The organism is Pseudomonas fluorescens, from assembly GCF_001902145.1.
In the GTDB taxonomy this organism is placed as follows: domain Bacteria; phylum Pseudomonadota; class Gammaproteobacteria; order Pseudomonadales; family Pseudomonadaceae; genus Aquipseudomonas; species Aquipseudomonas fluorescens_BV.
Map to the genome: position 1 here is coordinate 85,016 of NZ_MRST01000013.1, position 18,719 is coordinate 103,734.

16 protein-coding genes are annotated in these 18,719 nt (G+C 58.9%); 11 read left to right on the plus strand and 5 right to left on the minus strand.

Annotation, left to right across the window (positions count from 1 at the left end):
• Window positions 1–75 precede the first annotated feature (75 nt).
• The gene (locus tag BUE92_RS01965) at window positions 76–1,806 is read left to right on the plus strand and encodes a cation:proton antiporter (protein ID WP_143169932.1); all 1,731 of its coding nucleotides are present in this window, start codon (window positions 76–78) and stop codon (window positions 1,804–1,806) included.
• On the opposite strand, the gene BUE92_RS01970 is transcribed toward BUE92_RS01965, so the two are convergent.
• Window positions 1,793–3,001 carry an ammonium transporter gene (locus BUE92_RS01970; protein ID WP_034127164.1) on the minus strand — a complete coding sequence of 403 codons (1,209 nt, stop codon included), beginning with the start codon at window positions 2,999–3,001 and terminating at the stop codon, window positions 1,793–1,795. The two genes, BUE92_RS01965 and BUE92_RS01970, sit on opposite strands and share 14 nt — an antisense overlap.
• A gap of 345 nt (window positions 3,002–3,346) precedes the next feature.
• On the opposite strand from BUE92_RS01970, the gene BUE92_RS01975 reads away from it, so the two are divergent.
• From BUE92_RS01975 to BUE92_RS02005, 7 genes are all read left to right on the plus strand, one after another.
• Window positions 3,347–3,661, plus strand: coding sequence for a DUF883 family protein (locus BUE92_RS01975; RefSeq protein ID WP_003189926.1), 315 nt, complete (start codon window positions 3,347–3,349; stop codon window positions 3,659–3,661).
• Between the two features lie 2 nt (window positions 3,662–3,663).
• The gene (locus tag BUE92_RS01980; protein WP_005786473.1) at window positions 3,664–4,068 is read left to right on the plus strand and encodes a phage holin family protein; all 405 of its coding nucleotides are present in this window, start codon (window positions 3,664–3,666) and stop codon (window positions 4,066–4,068) included.
• A complete protein-coding gene (locus BUE92_RS01985) occupies window positions 4,065–4,406 on the plus strand; it encodes a hypothetical protein (RefSeq protein ID WP_034127163.1) in 342 nt (113 codons plus the stop codon). Before BUE92_RS01980 ends, BUE92_RS01985 begins: the two co-directional genes overlap by 4 nt.
• Before the next feature lie 164 nt (window positions 4,407–4,570).
• Window positions 4,571–5,902 (plus strand): deoxyguanosinetriphosphate triphosphohydrolase, encoded by a 1,332-nt coding sequence (locus BUE92_RS01990; protein ID WP_073521717.1) that lies wholly within the window; start codon window positions 4,571–4,573, stop codon window positions 5,900–5,902.
• A gap of 165 nt (window positions 5,903–6,067) precedes the next feature.
• A complete protein-coding gene (locus BUE92_RS01995; RefSeq protein WP_073521718.1) occupies window positions 6,068–6,478 on the plus strand; it encodes a response regulator in 411 nt (136 codons plus the stop codon).
• A 241-nt stretch (window positions 6,479–6,719) separates the two neighbouring features.
• Window positions 6,720–7,346 carry a response regulator transcription factor gene (locus BUE92_RS02000; RefSeq protein ID WP_073521719.1) on the plus strand — a complete coding sequence of 209 codons (627 nt, stop codon included), beginning with the start codon at window positions 6,720–6,722 and terminating at the stop codon, window positions 7,344–7,346.
• An 8-nt stretch (window positions 7,347–7,354) separates the two neighbouring features.
• Window positions 7,355–10,990, plus strand: a complete 3,636-nt coding sequence (locus BUE92_RS02005; protein ID WP_073521720.1) for a transporter substrate-binding domain-containing protein — start codon at window positions 7,355–7,357, stop codon at window positions 10,988–10,990.
• A 69-nt stretch (window positions 10,991–11,059) separates the two neighbouring features.
• On the opposite strand, the gene BUE92_RS02010 is transcribed toward BUE92_RS02005, so the two are convergent.
• Window positions 11,060–11,542 (minus strand): GAF domain-containing protein, encoded by a 483-nt coding sequence (locus BUE92_RS02010; RefSeq protein WP_073521721.1) that lies wholly within the window; start codon window positions 11,540–11,542, stop codon window positions 11,060–11,062.
• Entirely contained in the window at window positions 11,539–12,429 is an 891-nt protein-coding gene (locus tag BUE92_RS02015; RefSeq protein WP_073521722.1) for an ATP-binding protein, read from the minus strand. The genes BUE92_RS02010 and BUE92_RS02015 overlap by 4 nt, the downstream gene beginning before the upstream one ends.
• Window positions 12,430–12,592: 163 nt before the next feature.
• On the opposite strand from BUE92_RS02015, the gene BUE92_RS02020 reads away from it, so the two are divergent.
• Complete coding sequence (locus BUE92_RS02020) at window positions 12,593–14,902, plus strand: hybrid sensor histidine kinase/response regulator (RefSeq protein WP_073521723.1); 2,310 nt, start codon at window positions 12,593–12,595, stop codon at window positions 14,900–14,902.
• 21 nt (window positions 14,903–14,923) lie between these two features.
• On the opposite strand, the gene BUE92_RS02025 is transcribed toward BUE92_RS02020, so the two are convergent.
• Together BUE92_RS02025 and msrB are read right to left on the minus strand one after the other, a co-directional pair.
• Window positions 14,924–15,409: a glutathione peroxidase gene (locus BUE92_RS02025; protein ID WP_073521724.1), complete on the minus strand. Its 486-nt coding sequence runs from the start codon at window positions 15,407–15,409 to the stop codon at window positions 14,924–14,926.
• 148 nt (window positions 15,410–15,557) lie between these two features.
• Window positions 15,558–15,950, minus strand: a complete 393-nt coding sequence (msrB, locus tag BUE92_RS02030) for a peptide-methionine (R)-S-oxide reductase MsrB (RefSeq protein ID WP_073521725.1) — start codon at window positions 15,948–15,950, stop codon at window positions 15,558–15,560.
• A gap of 202 nt (window positions 15,951–16,152) precedes the next feature.
• On the opposite strand from msrB, the gene BUE92_RS02035 reads away from it, so the two are divergent.
• Complete coding sequence (locus BUE92_RS02035) at window positions 16,153–17,364, plus strand: pyridoxal phosphate-dependent aminotransferase (RefSeq protein WP_044273990.1); 1,212 nt, start codon at window positions 16,153–16,155, stop codon at window positions 17,362–17,364.
• A gap of 304 nt (window positions 17,365–17,668) precedes the next feature.
• Window positions 17,669–18,556, plus strand: coding sequence for a protease HtpX (gene htpX / locus BUE92_RS02040; protein WP_003189904.1), 888 nt, complete (start codon window positions 17,669–17,671; stop codon window positions 18,554–18,556).
• Window positions 18,557–18,719 lie beyond the last annotated feature (163 nt).

Here is an 18,719-nt window from a genome sequence, read left to right on the forward strand (position 1 = left end):
CCAGATCACCATGGCCTATAACTGATTCAGCGATTCTCGCGGCTTTTTGCCGCTCGCCCTGCAACGGAGATGCCTGTGTTCACCAACCTGCTGATTATTCTGGCCTCATCCCTGGTAGTGATTGCGCTGTTTCGCCGGCTGCAACTGCCACCCGTGCTGGGCTACCTGTGCGTAGGCCTGGCAGTGGGCCCCACCGCGCTGGACTGGGTCAATGACAACGAAGACCTGCCGGACCTGGCCGAGATGGGTGTGGTATTCCTGCTGTTTTCCCTGGGGCTTGAGTTTTCCCTGTCGAAAATGTTGGCGCTGCGCAGCGCGGTATTTGGCCTGGGCAGCCTGCAAGTGCTGGGGTGTGGGGCATTGCTGGGCGCTTTGTTGATGGGTTTTGGCCTCGCACCCGGCATCGCGTTGTTGCTGGGCGCAGGGCTGGCGTTATCGTCCACGGCCATTGTCAGTAAGGAGTTGACCAGCCTCGGTGAAATCTTCAGCAGTCATGGCCAGAATGCGATAGGCGTGTTGCTGTTCCAGGATGTCGTGGCGGTGTTGCTACTGACACTGGTGCCGGTGTTCGCCGGCAGCAGCGACCAAGCCTGGTACTGGGCGCTGCCGCTGACGTTGGCTAAGACCGTAGTGCTATTCGTCGGCTTGTTGTTCGCCAGTCGCTGGTTGCTGCCACGGCTATTCCATGAAGTGGCCGCATCTCATTCGGCGGAATTGTTTGTGCTGCTGGCACTGGTGATTGTCTTGCTCACCGCCTGGCTCACCCACCTGCTGGGCCTGTCCCCTGCCCTTGGTGCGTTCCTGGCCGGCATGTTGCTGGGCGAGAGTCATTACCGGCACCAGATAGAAGCGGATATCCGCCCGTTTCGCGACATCCTGCTAGGGCTGTTTTTTGTCAGCATCGGTATGCTCATCGACTTGCAGTTGTTCGTCAGTCACAGCCTGTTGATCCTCGGCCTGACGCTCGCACTGATGCTGGTCAAAGGCATGGTCGTCGCGGCGCTGGTCAAGTGGCGTAACAGCGACACCGAAACGGCCTGGCGCAGCGGCCTGGCGCTGGCCCAGGGCGGCGAGTTCTGTTTTGCGCTGATGGCGCAGATGCAGCAGAGCCGATTGATTCCCGATGAGTTCAACGGCTTGTTACTGGCCGCCACCTTCTGCTCGATGCTGCTGACACCGCTGCTGTTGCGTGCGGCACCGGCCCTCGCCCTGCGCCTGCACCGCAAGCCCAACCAGCAAGTGCAACTGGAACACATCACCGCGCTCAACGCCCAACTGCATGGGCACGTGGTGATTTGCGGATATGGCCGGGTAGGCCAGTCAATCGGGCGCTTTATGCGCCGGGAACAACAGGCGTTTATCGCTCTGGACGACGATCCGGAACGGGTGCAGGAAGCCGCCACCGAGGACAGCAGTGTGCATTACGGCGACTGCTGCCGTGGTGCATTGCTCAGCGCCGTCGGCCTGGAGCGGGCGCGGTTGGTGGTGATCGCCGTGGACAACAGCGATGTCGCCCTGGCCGTGCTCAAGGAGGCGCGGCAGATCAACCCAGACGTACCGATCCTGGTGCGCACCCGCGATGACAGCCAGTTGGCTGAACTGAAGGCCGCGGGCGCCAGCGAAGTAGTGCCCGAGTTGCTGGAGTCGAGCCTGATGCTCGCCGCCCACGCCCTGATCCTGCTAGGCCTGCCGGACCAACAGGTGCAGGCGCGGGTGGATGAAGTACGGCACAACCGCTATCGCCTGCTACACGGCTTTTACCCACCCACAAACACTGACGAAGAAGCGTCGATCAGTCCTGACTGACCGCACCGATCTTGTGAATCGACAGGTCCGCGCCGTAATACTCCTGTTCCTGGCTCAAGCGCAGCCCTTGCACGCGCTTGATCACGCCGTACACCAGCAAGCCGCCGCCAAACGCTACCGCCACGCCCAGCCCGGTGCCGATCAACTGGCTGATCAGGCTCACGCCGCCCAGCCCACCCAGGGCAGCCTGCCCGAAGATGCCGCAGGCAATGCCTCCCCACACGCCACACAAGCCATGCAATGGCCACACGCCCAGCACGTCGTCGATCTTCCAGCGTACCTGGGCAGCGATAAAGCACCACACGAACAAGCCACCAGCGACCACACCCGTGACCAGCGCGCCCACCGGATGCATCAGGTCGGAACCGGCGCAGATTGCCACCAACCCGGCCAAGGGACCGTTGTGCAGAAAACCGGGATCGTTACGGCCAATTACCAGGGCAGCCACGGTGCCACCGACCATGGCCATCAGCGAATTGACGGCCACCAGGCCACTGACGCCATTGAGCGTTTGCGCGCTCATCACGTTGAAGCCGAACCAGCCCACGATCAGAATCCACGAGCCCAGCGCCAGGAAAGGAATGCTCGACGGCGCAAACGCCACCAGGCGCCCTTCACGATAACGCCCATTGCGCGGGCCCAGCAGCAACACCGCCGCCAGCGCCAGCCAGCCGCCCATGGCGTGAACCACCACGGAGCCGGCAAAGTCGTGGAAGCTGGCGCCAAAGGTTGCGAGCAGCCAGGCTTGCAGGCCAAGGTTGCCGTTCCATACCAGGCCTTCGAAGAACGGGTAGATAAACGCCACGATCAGCGCGGTGGCACACAGCTGCGGGGCAAACTTCGCACGCTCGGCAATCCCGCCGGAAATAATTGCCGGAATCGCCGCGGCAAACGTCAGCAGGAAGAAAAACTTCACCAGGCCGTAGCCATGATCGGCGCTGATCACCGCGGCCGGTTGCAGGAAGCTCACACCGTAGGAGATCCAATAGCCTATAAAGAAATAGGCCAGCGTTGAAATCGCGAAATCACTGAGGATTTTCGACAAGGCGTTGACTTGGTTCTTCTGCCGTACCGTGCCAACCTCAAGGAAGGCAAAGCCGGCGTGCATGGCCAGCACCATGACCGCGCCAATCAGGATGAACAGGGTGTTGGAACTGTGGACGAGAGTGTCCACCGCGCTTTGCAAGTTTTCCATGAAGGTTGGCAGGCCTGCATCAAGGCAAAAAGCACCAAAGCGGTTCAAGCCAGGGTTTAGCGCACTAAATTGGCACCGCCGGCTTCGCCGTTCTTCAGAGGGCGTGAACCGCTTTAGCGCAGCGATCAACACAACAGGCCGTTGCCGAAAGGGTTTTTCCGCGAAATTAAGTGATTTAGGGTAAGGTTTTCCAAGGTTTTTACCTCGACCGCCCGGATTCAGCGCAGGCTCCAGAACCTGCGCACCAAGGCAAAGCAAAAGCTGTACCAAACAATTGCAATGAACCTTCAGCGAACGCCGCGACTCGAAACCACACGTACAGATCAGCTACCCACGGAGATAACCATGGCCGGTAAAACAGCAAAGACTGCTCAAGAGATACTGATGGAGGATTTTCAAACCCTGGTCAGCGATACCGAAAAGTTGCTGGACGACACTGCCGTGCTGGCCGGTGACCAGGCTGACGAGCTGCGCACCAAGATCCACGAGAGCCTGCTCAAGGCCCGCGAGACCCTGCAACTGACCGAAGACTCATTGCGCGAGCGCGGCCAGGCGGCGATCACCGCCACCGAAGACTACGTGCAAGCCAACCCATGGCAGTCAGTCGGCATTGCTGCCGGCGTAGGCTTTTTGATCGGTCTACTGGCTACAAGGCGCTAACCATGTCTATCGGCGAATCCAGCTCATCCACGAGCGCACATTCCTCAGCAAGCGGTTCAACTTCCCGACGCCTGGGCGCAGCTGTGCTGGGCTTGCTGCACAGTCATGTCGAGTTGTTCGGCATTGAATTACAAGAGCAAAAGGCCCGTACCGTCAGCCTTTTGCTGTTTGCCGGCCTGGCGTTGGTGTTTGCCCTGCTGTTGCTGGTGGGGTTGTCGACGCTGGTGATGATCCTGGTGTGGGACACGGGCTATCGCTTGACCGGCATTATCTGCCTTTGCGTGTTCTATAGCCTGGCCGCTGCGTTCTGCGGTGTGCGCTTGAAGGCGGCGGTGTTCGATGAATCCACGCCCTTCCACGCCACGCTTGAAGAACTGGCCAATGATCGGGAGCGCCTGCTGCCATGAGCATGACTGAGATCCCGCAAAATACTTCTCGCCGGGAAATGCGCAAGGCCTTGATCCGCCTGCGCATGGAAATGCACCGCCAGGAAATCCGTCATGAGTCCCAACAACTCATGGCGCCCTTGCACAAAATGCGCAACATGCGCCACAACTGGCAGGACAGCCTGGGCATCAAGCACGCGCCGTTGTGGGGCGTGGCGGCGGTAACGCTGATGGGCTTCTTTACCGGCAAGGGTGCCAAGGGCGGCAGTATCAGCAGCATCACGCGCCTGGTGCGGCTGGGTGCCGGGTTGATCCCGCTGATCAAGTTGGCCATGCAAGGCTCTTCGCGCAAAAGCTGACCCTCGTGAGCCGATGACCGCAATGACCAGACACCTGCTGGTCATTGCGGTTTTTCGTGCTGCCTGTTAATTGATACCGACGCGGCCGACCGCTGGATTCGCTTGCCCTTGAAGGCCGAACCGGGAAGCTGGAACTGTCATTCACACTACGGAGAGCCTGCGCCTTGGATTGGCCCACCCTGCTAACCCGCGAACGTCTTGGAAAACCCCTGCATAGCCCTGAAGAACTGGGCCGCAGCCCCTTCCACAAAGATCACGACCGCATTATTTTCTCCGGCGCGTTCCGGCGCCTGGGACGCAAGACCCAAGTGCATCCGGTTTCGAGCAACGACCATATCCACACACGCTTGACCCACTCCCTGGAAGTCAGCTGCGTGGGGCGTTCACTCGGCATGCGCGTGGGCGAAACCCTGCGTAGCGCCCTGCCCGATTGGTGCGACCCGAGCGATCTGGGCATGGTGGTGCAATCGGCCTGCCTGGCCCATGACATCGGCAACCCGCCATTCGGGCATTCCGGCGAAGACGCCATTCGCCACTGGTTCCAACAGGCCGCCGGGCGCGGTTGGCTGGATGACATGAGCAGCGCCGAACGCAATGACTTCCTTAACTTCGAAGGCAATGCCCAGGGCTTTCGGGTACTCACCCAACTTGAATACCATCAGTTCGACGGCGGCACGCGGCTGACCTACGCCACCTTGGGCACGTACCTCAAATACCCCTGGACTGCCCGCCACGCCGACTCGCTGGGCTACAAGAAACACAAGTTCGGCTGTTACCAGAGCGAGTTGCCAATTCTTGAGCAGATCGCCCACAAGCTTGGCCTGCCCCAGTTAGAGGAACAACGCTGGGCGCGTCACCCGCTCGTCTACCTGATGGAGGCAGCCGACGACATCTGCTACGCGTTGATCGACCTGGAAGATGGCCTGGAAATGGAGCTTCTGCAGTACGCCGAAGTCGAATCGTTGTTGCTAGACCTGGTTGGTGATGACCTGCCACAAACCTATCGCCAGCTGGGCCCATTGGACTCTCGCCGCCGCAAGCTGGCGATCCTGCGTGGCAAAGCCATCGAGCACCTGACCAACGCGGCTGCGCAGGCGTTTGTCGAACAGCAGGACGCCCTGCTGGCCGGCACGCTGCCGGGAGATCTGGTGGAGCATATGCACGGCCCGGCAAAGCGCTGCGTGCTAGATGCCAAGGACATGGCGCGCAAGAAAATCTTCCAGGACAAGCGCAAGACATTGCATGAAATCGGGGCTTACACCACCCTGGAAATCCTGCTGAACGCGTTCTGCGGCGCGGCCCTTGAACAACATGGCGGGCGAACACCATCGTTCAAGAATCGGCGCATTCTCGACTTGCTGGGCAACAGCGCGCCGGACCCGGCCTGGTCACTGCACGCCTCGTTCCTGCGAATGATCGACTTCATTGCCGGTATGACCGACAGCTACGCCACCGAAATGGCACGAGAAATGACTGGGCGTTCCAGCCCTCAGTAACGCTTACATCAGCCCGCCTGTTCCCTGAAGCGAATCGCCCTACGATGGGAACAGAGCGGACTGATCGAATTCGTACAAGCATCCGAAGAATAATCACGCGCTCCCAACCGACCGACCGAGCAATTCTACTGCCCCCATCGACGCTTGCCTCACTGTGTGCTTTCTATGCCCAGATACTCTCTTCGTATTCTTTTGGTGGAGGATCACCCGTTTCAACTTCTGGCCACCCAATGCCTGCTCAAAAGCTTCGGCTTCGATCAACTGACCCCGGTGGAAAACGCCGAGCAGGCCATACGCACAATGAGCCAGTCCGAACATCCCTTTGACCTGATGTTGTGCGACCAATGCCTGCCTGACTTGCCCGGACTTGAACTGGTGGAAATCGCCAGCCGTCGGCGCTTCATTACCAGCGCTATTCTGTTAAGCGGGTTACCCACGCCAGAACTGATAAGCCTGACAAAACAAGCCTTGCAACGAAGTCTTCCGCTTCTTGGCTATTTATCAAAACCTTTGAACAAGGACGAACTGGAAAAGTTAATCAGCTTAACTTTTAACCCCCCCCACGTAGGACTTTAAACCTCTCCCTCGACGAAATACGCTACGAAGCCCGCCGTAAAAACTCAAGCATCCCCCCATGCCACGATTGGGTTCGAAACGCTCACATACGCTGCCGCGACTACCCGACAACTTGTAGGCTTATACCTTTTTAATTGTAGGAACTTTCCTGTTTTGCATCTACTGCTCCTGAGCTTCATGCCGTGCCCTTATCTTCTGAGCTAATGTGCCCGCTTTATTTGCACCTGCATGGAATGTGATTATGAACTCAGTTTTTATTATCGATGACCACCCCGTTATCCGGCTTGCTATTCGAATGTTACTGGAGCACGAAGGTTACAAGGTTGTCGGCGAAACAGACAACGGGTGCGATGCCATACAAATGGTCCGTGAGTGCCTTCCAGACCTGGTGATTCTGGATATCAGCATCCCGAAACTCGACGGCCTCGAGGTGCTCTGCCGATTCAATGCCATGAACACCTCGATGAAAACCCTGGTGCTCACGGCCCAGTGCCCGACGCTATTTGCTACGCGGTGCATGCGCTCGGGCGCCGAAGGCTACGTGTGCAAGGAGGGTGACCTGAGCGAGTTGCTGAGCGCCATCCGCGCTGTCCTGTCCGGCTACAACTACTTCCCCAGCCAGGCATTGAGTGGCCCCGGAGCCGAAGGCATGGATGCTCAGGAGCTGGAACTGTTCAAGTCCGTTAACGACCGTGAGCTGATGGTCCTGCAACTTTTTGCGCAAGGTCGCACTAACAAGGAAATAGCCAAAGGTATGTTTTTAAGTAACAAGACAGTCAGCACTTATAAAAAGAGACTCATGCAGAAACTCAAAGCCAAATCCTTGGTAGAACTCATCGAGATGGCAAAACGAAACGCGCTAGTGTGAGAAAGCGGATGCCCAGGCGTATAAAGGACTATCTGATTATATTAAGTGCCGGTTTGTACTTCAGCACTGCCGTGCTGGCGGAGCACCAAACCAGCCCGGAACGTTTCACCCTCTTGAGTCGTGCGGGAGCTGTGCAACTGGACACCCATTTTGACAAGGCCCAGCGCCAGTGGCTGCAGAACAAACGTGAACTCACGCTGGGGACATCCACCCCTGACTACCCGCCCTTCGACCTCACTTCCAGCGGCCATGACTACGAAGGCCTTACCGCCGACTACGCAGGATTGCTGGCCAAGGCACTCTCCCTGCCAATCACTGTGATGCGCTATCCCTCTCGGGCGGCGGCCATTCGTGCCCTGGAAGCGGGGGAAATTGACCTGCTGGGCTCCTCCAACGGGTTTGAAGCTGCGACGCCGAATCTGATCCTTTCCGAACCCTATGCCGTAGACCAGCCGGTACTGGTCACGCGCGAGGGAGAAACCCGCAGCCTCAGCGACGGCCTCGACGGGCTGCGCCTGAGCCTCGTCTATCATTACCTACCGCTCGATGAGGTGGAAAAGCTGTATCCCAAGGCGATCATCCGCGCCTACCCGTCTTATCAAAATGCCTTGAATGCAGTGGCCTTCGACCAGGCGGATGTGTTTCTCGGTGACACCATTTCCACCCATTACATGATCAACAAGGGCTATCTCAAAAACATTCGCATGGCCAACTTCGGCAAGCATGAAGCTTATGGCTTCAGTTTTGCCACGCGCCAGGACAACCGGATGCTCCTCAGCATTGTCGATTCAGCCCTGGCCTCAGTGCCCATCAACGAAAGGGACAGTATTGCCAAGCGCTGGAGCGCCGGCAGCGACATCCTGCTGACCGACCAGAAACTGCAACTGACCCAGCGCGAAGAGCGCTGGCTCAAAGAGCATCCGGTGGTCACGGTGGTCGTCAACGAAACCTTCGCGCCCCTGACGTTCTTCGATACGGACGGCAACTTTCGTGGCATCACCGCCGACTTACTGGAGTTGATACGCTTGCGCACCGGCCTGCGCTTTTCGGTACAGCGCGAGCGCGACGTCAACGCAATGATCGACCAGGTCGCAACCCAGAAAGTCGATATGATCGGGGCCATCGTTCCCAGCGACGAACGAGATTCACAGCTTAATTTCAGCCGCCCTTACCTCGAAAACTCCTATGTGCTGTTGACGCGCAAAGAGCCAGGAGCGCCGTCGAACATGGAGCAAATGGCAGGAAAGCGTCTGGCAATAACCCAGGGCAACCCCTTGGCCGCAACCTTGGGCAAGGACTTTCCAGAGATTCACCTGGTGGAAACCAGTGATACATTCAGAGCATCTGAGCTGCTCGCACAGGGACAAGTGGATGGGGCCGTGAACACCCTGGTGATTGCCAACTACTTCCTGTCCTCCCAGGTTTTCCAGGACCGCCTGCAAATCAGCGCCAGCATCGGCACCACTCCCGCCACCTTCACCCTGGCCACCTCGCGCCAAGCCACGGAATTGAGCTCGATCCTCGATAAGGCCCTGCTCAGCATTGCCCCGGATGAAATGGGTGTAATCAACAGTCGCTGGCGTGGCTACACCGCCGCGTCCGACAGTTACTGGCGTAATTACCATCAACTGATCGCGCGAATCATCATCGGCACCGGGCTGTTGCTATTGATATCCCTGGCCTGGAACGCCTACATGCGTCGCCAGATCAAGCATCGAAAAATGGCCGAACGCGCCCTCAACGATCAGTTCGAGTTCATGCGTGCACTGGTCAATGAGACGCCCCATCCGATCTACGTGCGCGACCGCAATGGGTTGTTGCAGACCTGTAACGACAGCTACCTGCAGGTGTTCGACGTCAAGCGCGAAGAGGTGATCGGCAAAAGCGTGACCCAGATGACCATGGCGCTGGCGTCGGAGGCAGTCCAGTATCATGCTGACTATCTGCGTGTGGTGGCCGAGGGTAACCCGCTGATCCTCGATCGCAGCCTGCATATCCACGACAAGAAACTGACCATCTATCACTGGATCCTTCCCTACCGCGACTCTACGGGTGAAGTCCAAGGCATCATCGGTGGCTGGATCGATATCAGTGACCGACGCCAGCTATTCGATGAACTACGTGCTGCCAAGGAGCGCGCCGACGAAGCCAACCGCGCCAAGAGCACGTTCCTGGCTACCATGAGCCACGAGATTCGCACCCCGATGAACGCGGTGATCGGCATGCTCGAACTGACGCTCAAGCGCGCCGACCAAGGACACCTTGACCGTCCGGCGATCGAGGTGGCGTACAACTCGGCCAGAGATCTGCTGGAGCTGATCGGTGACATTCTCGACATCGCGCGTATCGAGTCCGGCCGCCTCAGCCTGGCGCCGGAGCGCGTCAACCTGCGGGAGGTAATTGAATCAGTGGTGCGCGTCTTCGACGGTCTCGCACGGCAGAAAACCCTCAGCCTGCTGCTGGAGTTCAAACCCGACCTGAACGATATCGAGGTGCTGATTGACCCGCTGCGCTTCAAGCAGGTGCTATCGAACCTTGTGAGCAACGCGATCAAGTTTACCGAACAAGGGCAGGTCAAGATCAAGGTCGAGCTGCAGCCTACCCAGGCACCGGAGCAGATCGAGCTGAAACTGGTGGTGGAAGACACCGGCATCGGCATCAGCCGGGAGGACCAACAGCGCCTGTTCGAACCCTTTGCCCAGGCGGACAATTCCGGGCAACTGGCACGCAGTGGCGCGGGCCTGGGGCTGGTGATCTGCCGCAGCCTGTGCGCGATGATGGGCGGCCAATTGAGCCTGAGCAGCGTGCCCATGGTAGGCACCCAGGTGCACGTCAACCTGAGCATGCCTCGCCTGCAAGCGATCCAGACGGTGGGTGAACACACGCCGCCAACGCCGGCCACCGCACGGGCGCTTAACGTACTGGTGGTAGACGACCACTCGGCGAATCGCCTGCTGATGTGCCAGCAATTGGGCTATCTGGGGCATAAGTTCACCGCTGCCGAGCACGGAGCCGCAGGGTTCCAGGCCTGGCGTAAAGAGCATTTCGACCTTGTGATTGCCGACTGCAACATGCCCATCATGAACGGCTACGAACTGAGTCGTTCAATCCGTGAGTATGAGCAACGCGAACAATTGGTGCCCTGCGTAGTACTGGGCTTTACCGCCAACGCCCAGCCGGAGGAAAGGCAACAGTGCGTGCAAGCCGGCATGGATGACTGCCTGTTCAAACCCATCAGCCTTACCGTACTAGAGCGCCAACTGGCACAGATCGTCCCTGAACCCGTGCTCCAACGGCTGGACCTCGAATGCCTGGAAGCGCTGACCGGCGGTGATCCACAGTTGAGTCGACGCTTGCTGGAGGAGCTGCTGAGCAGCAGCCTTCACGACCGCAGGGTCCTTATCGAACTGCGGGATCGACACGCGCCCCCCTCGGACATCATTGAGCAAGCCCACAAGATCAAGGGTGCGGCCCGCATCGTTCAAGCCCACTCGTTGGCGGGGCAATGCGAAGCCTTGGAGCAAACCTGTTCTCGCAATGAGGAGTGGGCCGTGATCGAAAGCGGCATCAGGGCCCTGGAACAACTCATGCTGGAATTGGAGAAGATGCTGCGGGTTCAACTGGATGAGCTGCAGGACCCATAGCACCAGGCCCCGTCGTGGCGGGAGCGAGCAAATTCGCTCCTACCGCGACCAGCATAAGCACCAACCGCTTCAGCAGTCGGTCAACTGCAGGAAAATCTCCGCCAGCCGCTCAATTCCCACCTGGTCCTGAGGGGTAAACCGGCCCAGCAAGGGGCTGTCGAGATCAAGGACACCAATCAGTTGGCCGTCCTTGACCAATGGCACCACCAATTCACTGTTCGAAGCGCTGTCGCAGGCGATATGGCCTGGGAACGCGTGCACATCCTCCACGCGCTGGGTTTTGCGTGAGGCCGCAGCCGCACCACACACGCCGCGCCCAAACGGAATGCGCACACAGGCGATCTGCCCCTGAAAGGGCCCAAGCACCAGCTCTTCGTTACGATTGAGGTAAAAGCCAGCCCAGTTCAAGTCATCCAGCTGGTTGAACAGGAACGCGGAAAACTGCGCACTGTTGGCAATAAAATCGCGCTCATCAGCCAGCAGTGACTCCAGTTGCGCGCAGAGCATGGCATAGCCATCAAGGCCGCTGCCGGCCTGTTGTAAATCGATCATGGTTGACGTTCCAGCAATTTAAGACCCACCCAGTAACGGGCGAATTGATAGGCGCACCGGCCATTGCGGTTGCCGCGCCCAGTGGCCCAACGCACCGCGAGAACGTCAAGCTGCTCATCGCGTTGCCACTGCAAGCCGGCCTTGCTGGCCAACTCACCGATCCAGTGTTCCACCACATCCAGGAAATGCTCCTGGGTAAAGGGGTAGAACGACAACCACAAGCCAAAACGATCCGACAAGGCAATCTTGTCTTCAACCGCCTCGCTCGGGTGCAATTCGCCATCCACGCGTTTCCAGTTGTCATTGTCGCTCTGGTTTTCCGGCACAAGGTGGCGACGGTTGGATGTGGCATACAGCAGCACGTTTTCCGGCGCCTGTTCCAGGGAGCCATCCAGCACGCTCTTGAGCACGCGATAGTCACCTTCGCCGGCCTCGAACGACAGGTCATCGCAAAACAAAATGAAGCGTTGGGGTAGCTTGATCAGTTGCTCGACCACCCGCGGCAGGTCAGCCAGGTGGTCACGCTCGATCTCGATAAGACGCAGGCCCGCCCTGGCGTGCTGGGCGAGCAAAGCCCGGACCATGGAAGACTTGCCGGTGCCACGCGAACCCCATAACAGGGCATGGTTGGCGGGCAACCCGTCGAGGAACTGTTGGGTGTTGCGCGCCAGTTGTTCACGTTGTTTGTCGACACCGATCAGGTCCGACAGGCGCATGTCCAGGCTCACTTCCAACGGTAACAGGAAGCCATTGCGACCTTCGCGCTGCCAACGGGCGGCCAGGCATTGGTGCCAGTCGATCGCCTGGCGTGGGGCGGGTAACAACGGTTCCAGGCGAGCCAGCACCGCATCGGCGCGCTCAAGAAAGGCATTCAATCGAGAATCCACAGCTATTCCTCTGGCAACTTCTTGCAAAAGATGGCGTATTGGCAACCCTGCGGCAAACTGCAGGGCTGCATCAAACAAACGATTCATGCCGGGCGAGCCAAAGCTTGTGGATGTTCAGCTATGCTTGCCGGGCGAAGGGAAACGCTAAGTGGTTCAACACTCGATGGATATCAAGTTCGCCCACCGCTTGTCTTATAAACAAGCCAGATTGACTGTGCTGGTCGGTTTCGTCTTGGGAACCCTGCTCAGTCTGATCCAAATCGGCATTGATTATGCCAGTGAAGACGCATCCATCAACCGTGAAATACGCTCACTGATTGAAATCAGCCATAACCCGGCGTCACGAATCGCCTACAACATCGATGCCGAACTCGCCCAGGAACTGACCTTGGGCCTGTTGCACTCCCCTGCCATCATCCGCGCGCAGTTGATCGACAACAATGGCATAGTGCTAGCCGACGTCAACCGTCCGCGCAAGGAAAGCAACTATCGGCCGGTCAGCGATTTTCTGTTTGGCGCCAATCGCCAGTTCGAAGACCGACTGTTTCTCAGCCATATGCCCAACGACTCCCTTGGTGTGCTACGCCTGGACGTCGATACCTATGCCTTTGGCAGCCGTTTCCTGCATCGTGCCGAGATCACCCTGCTCAATGGCTTCGCCCGCAGCCTGCTGCTCACCGGGATTTTGCTCGGCCTGTTCTACGTAATGCTCACCCAACCGCTGGTGCGCATTATCCGCGAGCTGAGCACACGCAAACAGGCGCGCCTGGATTGCCCACCGGGGCATGAGCACGATGAAATCGGCGTGCTGGTCAGCGTCGCCAACCAACAATTCGAAAACATGGAAACCGAGATCCAGCAACGGCGCCACGCCGAAGATCGCCTTACGGAGTACCTGGGGCAACTGGAAAATATCGTTTCTGCGCGCACCCTCGAACTCAAGGCCAGCAACCAACGCTTGAGCCAGTCCAATGATGAGCTGGAGGCGGCGAAAATGACTGCGCTGGGCATGGCTCAGGCACGGGCAGCATTCCTGGCCAATATGAGCCATGAAATCCGCACGCCGCTCAATGGACTACTGGGCATGATTGCCCTGTCACTGGACAGCCCGCTGACCGCCGAACAGCGCCAGCAACTGTCCATTGCCCATGACTCAGGCAAAGTGCTGGTGGAGTTGCTCAACGATATTCTTGACCTGTCCAAGTTCGACGCCGGCCAGCTGGAACTGGAGCATATCCCGTTCGACCTGGGCTCATTGGTGGAAGACACCGCCAACCTGCTATCGCAAAATGCCGCTCCGAGTGTGGAACTGACCTGCCTGATCGACCCGCAGTTTCCCGCCCAGGTGATCGGCGACCCTACCCGTGTGCGACAGATCGTCAGCAACTTGCTCTCCAACGCCTTGAAGTTCACCCGCTTTGGCCGCGTCGATGTGCGCCTGTGCGCCTTTGAAGGCCGGGTCAGCATTGAAGTGTGCGATACCGGCATCGGCATCGCCCAAGAAGCCCAGGTGAAAATCTTCCAGCCGTTCACCCAGGCCGGCGCTGGCATCACCCGCCAGTTTGGCGGGACGGGATTGGGCCTGGCGTTGACTCGTAACCTGTGCGAAGCCATGCAAGGCCGCTTGAGTATCAGCTCGGAGGTGGGCTTTGGCAGCCAGTTCAGCGCCGACCTCCCACTGCCCGCGCATTTGCCTGCCATGCGCTATGCACCGCTCACGGGCGAGGTGATCGCCATCACCAACGCCGGCGGCGGGCTGACGGAGCTGCTCACCACGCTGCTGCCCTCTTGGGGACTGACACCGCGCTGCTATTCCCAGGACGATGATTTGAGCGGGCTTGTACCCGACCTGTTGATCACCGACTGCCCTGAATGCCTGTTCCGCTTGCGCCCGGGCATCAACGCGCCGATTCTGCTGGTTACCGCCTATGGCAACTTTTTGCCCAGCGAAGAAGTCACGGCCCTGGCGCCGCTACAGCAACAAGCGCGCCCATTGAGCCGCAACGCGCTGTACCAGATCCTGCAACGCAACCTGCGCAGCGACGCGCAACTGGTGCTCGACCCGGTCCAGATAGAAACCGCTCCGCTTGCGCACCGCGCGCGCATCCTGCTGGTGGAGGACAACGCGGTCAATCAACTGGTGGCCAAGGGCATGCTCAGCAAGCTCGGGTGTGAGGTGATCGTAGCGGCCCATGGTGGCGAAGCCCTCAAGCTTCTGGAGGACCAGCGCTTCGATTTGGTGTTGATGGACTGCAACATGCCTGTGATGGATGGCTATGAGGCCAGCCGACAAATTCGCCGCAGCGGGCGTTGGCCGGACTTACCCATTGTTGCCTTGACCGCCAACGCGATGGCCGAAGAGCGCGAGCGTTGCCGGGCCGCAGGAATGAACGATTACCTGGCCAAGCCGTTTCGCCGGGAAGAGCTCAACGCCTTACTGGAACTGTGGGTACCGAAGACAACCAGCCTCTGATGGGTACCCGCAATATTGCGGTCATTTGAGCAGGGCTTCAATCTCCTGGGTCAAGTCCTGGGGCTTGGTGGTTGGCGCAAAACGCTTGACCTGCTTGCCATCACGGCCGATGAGAAACTTGGTGAAGTTCCACTTGATGTTCTTGGAACCCAGTAGCCCCGGGGCCTGTTTTTTCAACTGCACGAACAACGGGTGGGCATCGCTGCCATTGACGTCGATTTTCTTGAACAGCGGAAAACTGACGCCGAAGTTCAGCTCGCAGAACTCGGATATCGCGCCTTCATCGCCGGGTTCCTGCTTGCCGAACTGGTTGCAGGGAAAGCCGAGCACCACCAGGCCCTGGTCCTTGTATTGCTGCCAAAGTTGCTCGAGGCCCTTGTACTGCGGGGTGAAGCCGCATTTGCTCGCGGTGTTGACCACCAAAATGGCCTTGCCGGCAAAATCGGCCAAGGTCTTTTGCTCACCCTTGATGGTGGTGCAAGGGATGCTCAGCAGGGAGTCGCTCATGGCAATGCCTCAGTCAGGGAAAGAAAAACCTTATTTGTAGGAGCGAGCTTGCTCGCGAAAAACTCCCGGGCGCCGCGTTCATTCAAGAGCCCCGCGTTATCGTTGACGCTTTTCGCGAGCAAGCTCGCTCCTACACAGGCCATGGAGCCTAGCGCGGCACCAGCTCCAGGCATACCGAATTGATGCAGTAGCGCAGGCCCGTCGGCGGCGGGCCGTCCGGGAACACATGCCCCAAGTGGGCATCACACTTGGCGCAGGTGACTTCGGTGCGAATCATGCCGTGGCTGACATCGCGGATCTCGACCATCGCGCTATCGGCAATCGGCTCATAGAAGCTGGGCCAGCCACAGCCGGAATCAAACTTCGCCCTGGAATCGAACAGCGGCTCGTTGCAGCAGATGCAGTGGTAGACGCCGTCGGTCTTGGTCGCGTTGTACTTGCCGCTGAACGGTCGCTCGGTACCCTTGAGACGGCACACGTTGTACTGCTGCGGATCGAGCATCGCCTTCCATTCATCTACAGTTTTCTGCAACTTATCCATCGGTACACCTCGGCAACTGAAAAACCCTGATCTGTGTCTTTTCCATGGATCAGGCGGCACGTATGATTGCGCCTCTTCAAAACGCCAGTCTGGCACCCGCGCCATCGGCATTCAAACGTATTTGTGGGTGCGGGCCGTGCAGGCTTCACCCTACGGTAGTGCCTACGCCGTCGGGATCGTTCATTTTCAGGATCACATCGCCATGCAGGTCAGCAAATCGAACAAGCTCGCCAACGTCTGTTATGACATTCGCGGCCCAGTGCTCAAGCACGCCAAACGCCTGGAAGAGGAAGGCCATCGCATCCTCAAGCTGAACATTGGCAACCCGGCGCCGTTTGGTTTCGAAGCGCCGGACGAAATCCTCCAGGATGTGATCCGCAACCTGCCGACCGCCCAGGGCTACAGTGATTCCAAGGGCCTGTTCAGCGCGCGCAAGGCGGTGATGCAGTACTACCAGCAGAAACAGGTCGAAGGCGTCGGCATCGAGGACATCTACCTGGGCAACGGCGTGTCCGAGCTGATCGTGATGTCCATGCAGGCATTGCTCAACAATGGCGATGAAGTCCTGGTGCCAGCCCCGGATTACCCGCTGTGGACCGCCGCCGTGACCTTGGCGGGCGGCCACCCGGTGCATTACCTGTGTGATGAGGGCGCCGACTGGTTCCCGGACCTGGCCGACATCAAGGCCAAGATCACCCCCAACACCAAGGCCCTGGTGATCATCAACCCGAACAACCCCACCGGCGCCGTGTACTCCAGGGAAGTATTGCTGGGCATGCTGGAACTGGCGCGTCAGCACAACCTGGTGGTGTTCTCCGACGAGATCTACGACAAGATCCTCTACGATGACGCCGTGCATATCTGCACCGCCTCCCTGGCCCCGGACCTGCTGTGCCTGACCTTCAATGGCCTGTCCAAGTCCTACCGCGTGGCGGGTTTCCGCTCCGGCTGGATCGCTATCTCCGGCCCCAAGCACAATGCCCAGAGCTACATCGAAGGCATCGACATGCTGGCCAACATGCGCCTGTGCGCCAACGTACCGAGCCAGCACGCGATCCAGACCGCCCTCGGCGGCTATCAGAGCATCAACGACCTGATCCTGCCCCAAGGTCGCCTGCTGGAGCAGCGTAACCGCACCTGGGAGTTGCTCAACGCTATCCCCGGCGTGAGCTGTGTGAAGCCCATGGGTGCACTTTATGCGTTCCCGCGGATCGACCCGAAAGTCTGCCCGATCCTCAACGACGAGAAGTTCGTGCTCGATTTGCTGCTGTCGGAAAAACTACTGGTCGTGCAAGGTACTGCCTTCAACTGGCCGTGGCCGGACCACTTCCGCGTGGTGACCTTGCCACGTGTGGATGACCTGGAGATGGCGATTGGTCGCATCGGTAACTTCCTGAAGTCCTATCGCCAGTAAGGCAATTGACGCTGTACGACTCACAAAGGGTCGTACAGCGATTATCTGGCAACACTTCTGTTTCACTTACTTGCGGTTGTACTTCATTTGGCCCCTGCCAATGACGTACCCCCTATAATCACGGGGCGACGGGGTAGCATCGGGTCGATCAAGGCTGACAATACAGGTCGGAAAATCCCTTCAAGGCCCTACGCCCCCGGTGTAGGACACAGTTTGAAATAGTCCCCCGGTTGAATCACCCCATGCCGCACCTTATATACCCCGCAGTGAGCGACATATTAAGCATGAGGAGAACTCTACAACCATGATGCGCATCCTGCTGTTCTTGGCCACTAACCTGGCAGTCGTACTGATTGCCAGCGTCACCCTGAGCCTTTTTGGCTTCAACGGGTTCATGGCGGCCAATGGGGTTGATCTGAACCTCAATCAGCTGCTGATTTTCTGTGCAGTCTTTGGTTTTGCCGGTTCGCTGTTCTCGCTGTTCATCTCCAAGTGGATGGCGAAGATGAGCACCAGCACCCAGATCATCACTCAACCCCGCACTCGCCATGAACAATGGCTGATGCAAACCGTGGAGCAGTTGTCTCAAGAAGCAGGCATCAAAATGCCCGAAGTCGGGATTTTTCCGGCTTATGAGGCCAACGCCTTTGCGACCGGCTGGAACAAGAACGACGCGCTGGTAGCCGTGAGCCAGGGCCTGCTGGAGCGGTTTTCGCCCGACGAAGTCAAGGCGGTGCTGGCCCACGAGATCGGTCACGTGGCCAACGGCGACATGGTCACCCTGGCGCTGGTACAGGGCGTGGTGAACACCTTCGTGATGTTCTTTGCGCGGATCATCGGCAACTTCGTCGACAAGGTCATCTTCAAGAACGAAGAAGGCCGTGGTATTGCCTACTTCGTGGCGACCATTTTCGCCGAGTTGGTCCTGGGCTTCCTGGCCAGCGCCATCGTGATGTGGTTCTCGCGCAAACGCGAGTTCCGCGCAGATGAAGCCGGCGCACGCCTGGCGGGCACCAGCGCAATGATCGGCGCGCTGCAACGCTTGCGCTCCGAACAGGGCCTGCCGGTGCATATGCCCGACAGCCTGACCGCCTTCGGCATCAACGGCGGCATCAAGCAGGGCCTGGCTCGCCTGTTCATGAGCCACCCGCCGCTGGAAGAGCGGATTGACGCACTGCGTCGCCGGGGCTGATAGCCGGATGACTCGACAAGGGGCGATCTGATCGCCCCTTTTTTGTGTGCGCCCAGCATGGGCGCAATCTTGTGGGTGAGAGTCCCGCCGTGAGCTGACCACAGCGAACGAAGTGAAGCGCAACTGCATGAGGGCGACCGAGTGTGGGGAGGAAGCGTGAATC

Bases quoted from the DNA above. Each gene is read 5' to 3' on its own strand.
- BUE92_RS01970 (WP_034127164.1), bottom strand. From the start codon at position 3,001: ATGGAAAACTTGCAAAGCGCGGTGGACACTCTCGTCCACAGTTCCAAC.
- BUE92_RS01975 (WP_003189926.1), top strand. From the start codon at position 3,347: ATGGCCGGTAAAACAGCAAAGACTGCTCAAGAGATACTGATGGAGGAT.
- BUE92_RS01980 (WP_005786473.1), top strand. From the start codon at position 3,664: ATGTCTATCGGCGAATCCAGCTCATCCACGAGCGCACATTCCTCAGCA.
- BUE92_RS01985 (WP_034127163.1), top strand. From the start codon at position 4,065: ATGAGCATGACTGAGATCCCGCAAAATACTTCTCGCCGGGAAATGCGC.
- BUE92_RS01995 (WP_073521718.1), top strand. From the start codon at position 6,068: ATGCCCAGATACTCTCTTCGTATTCTTTTGGTGGAGGATCACCCGTTT.
- BUE92_RS02000 (WP_073521719.1), top strand. From the start codon at position 6,720: ATGAACTCAGTTTTTATTATCGATGACCACCCCGTTATCCGGCTTGCT.
- BUE92_RS02005 (WP_073521720.1), top strand. From the start codon at position 7,355: ATGCCCAGGCGTATAAAGGACTATCTGATTATATTAAGTGCCGGTTTG.
- BUE92_RS02010 (WP_073521721.1), bottom strand. From the start codon at position 11,542: ATGATCGATTTACAACAGGCCGGCAGCGGCCTTGATGGCTATGCCATG.
- BUE92_RS02020 (WP_073521723.1), top strand. From the start codon at position 12,593: ATGGATATCAAGTTCGCCCACCGCTTGTCTTATAAACAAGCCAGATTG.
- BUE92_RS02025 (WP_073521724.1), bottom strand. From the start codon at position 15,409: ATGAGCGACTCCCTGCTGAGCATCCCTTGCACCACCATCAAGGGTGAG.
- msrB (WP_073521725.1), bottom strand. From the start codon at position 15,950: ATGGATAAGTTGCAGAAAACTGTAGATGAATGGAAGGCGATGCTCGAT.
- BUE92_RS02035 (WP_044273990.1), top strand. From the start codon at position 16,153: ATGCAGGTCAGCAAATCGAACAAGCTCGCCAACGTCTGTTATGACATT.
- htpX (WP_003189904.1), top strand. From the start codon at position 17,669: ATGATGCGCATCCTGCTGTTCTTGGCCACTAACCTGGCAGTCGTACTG.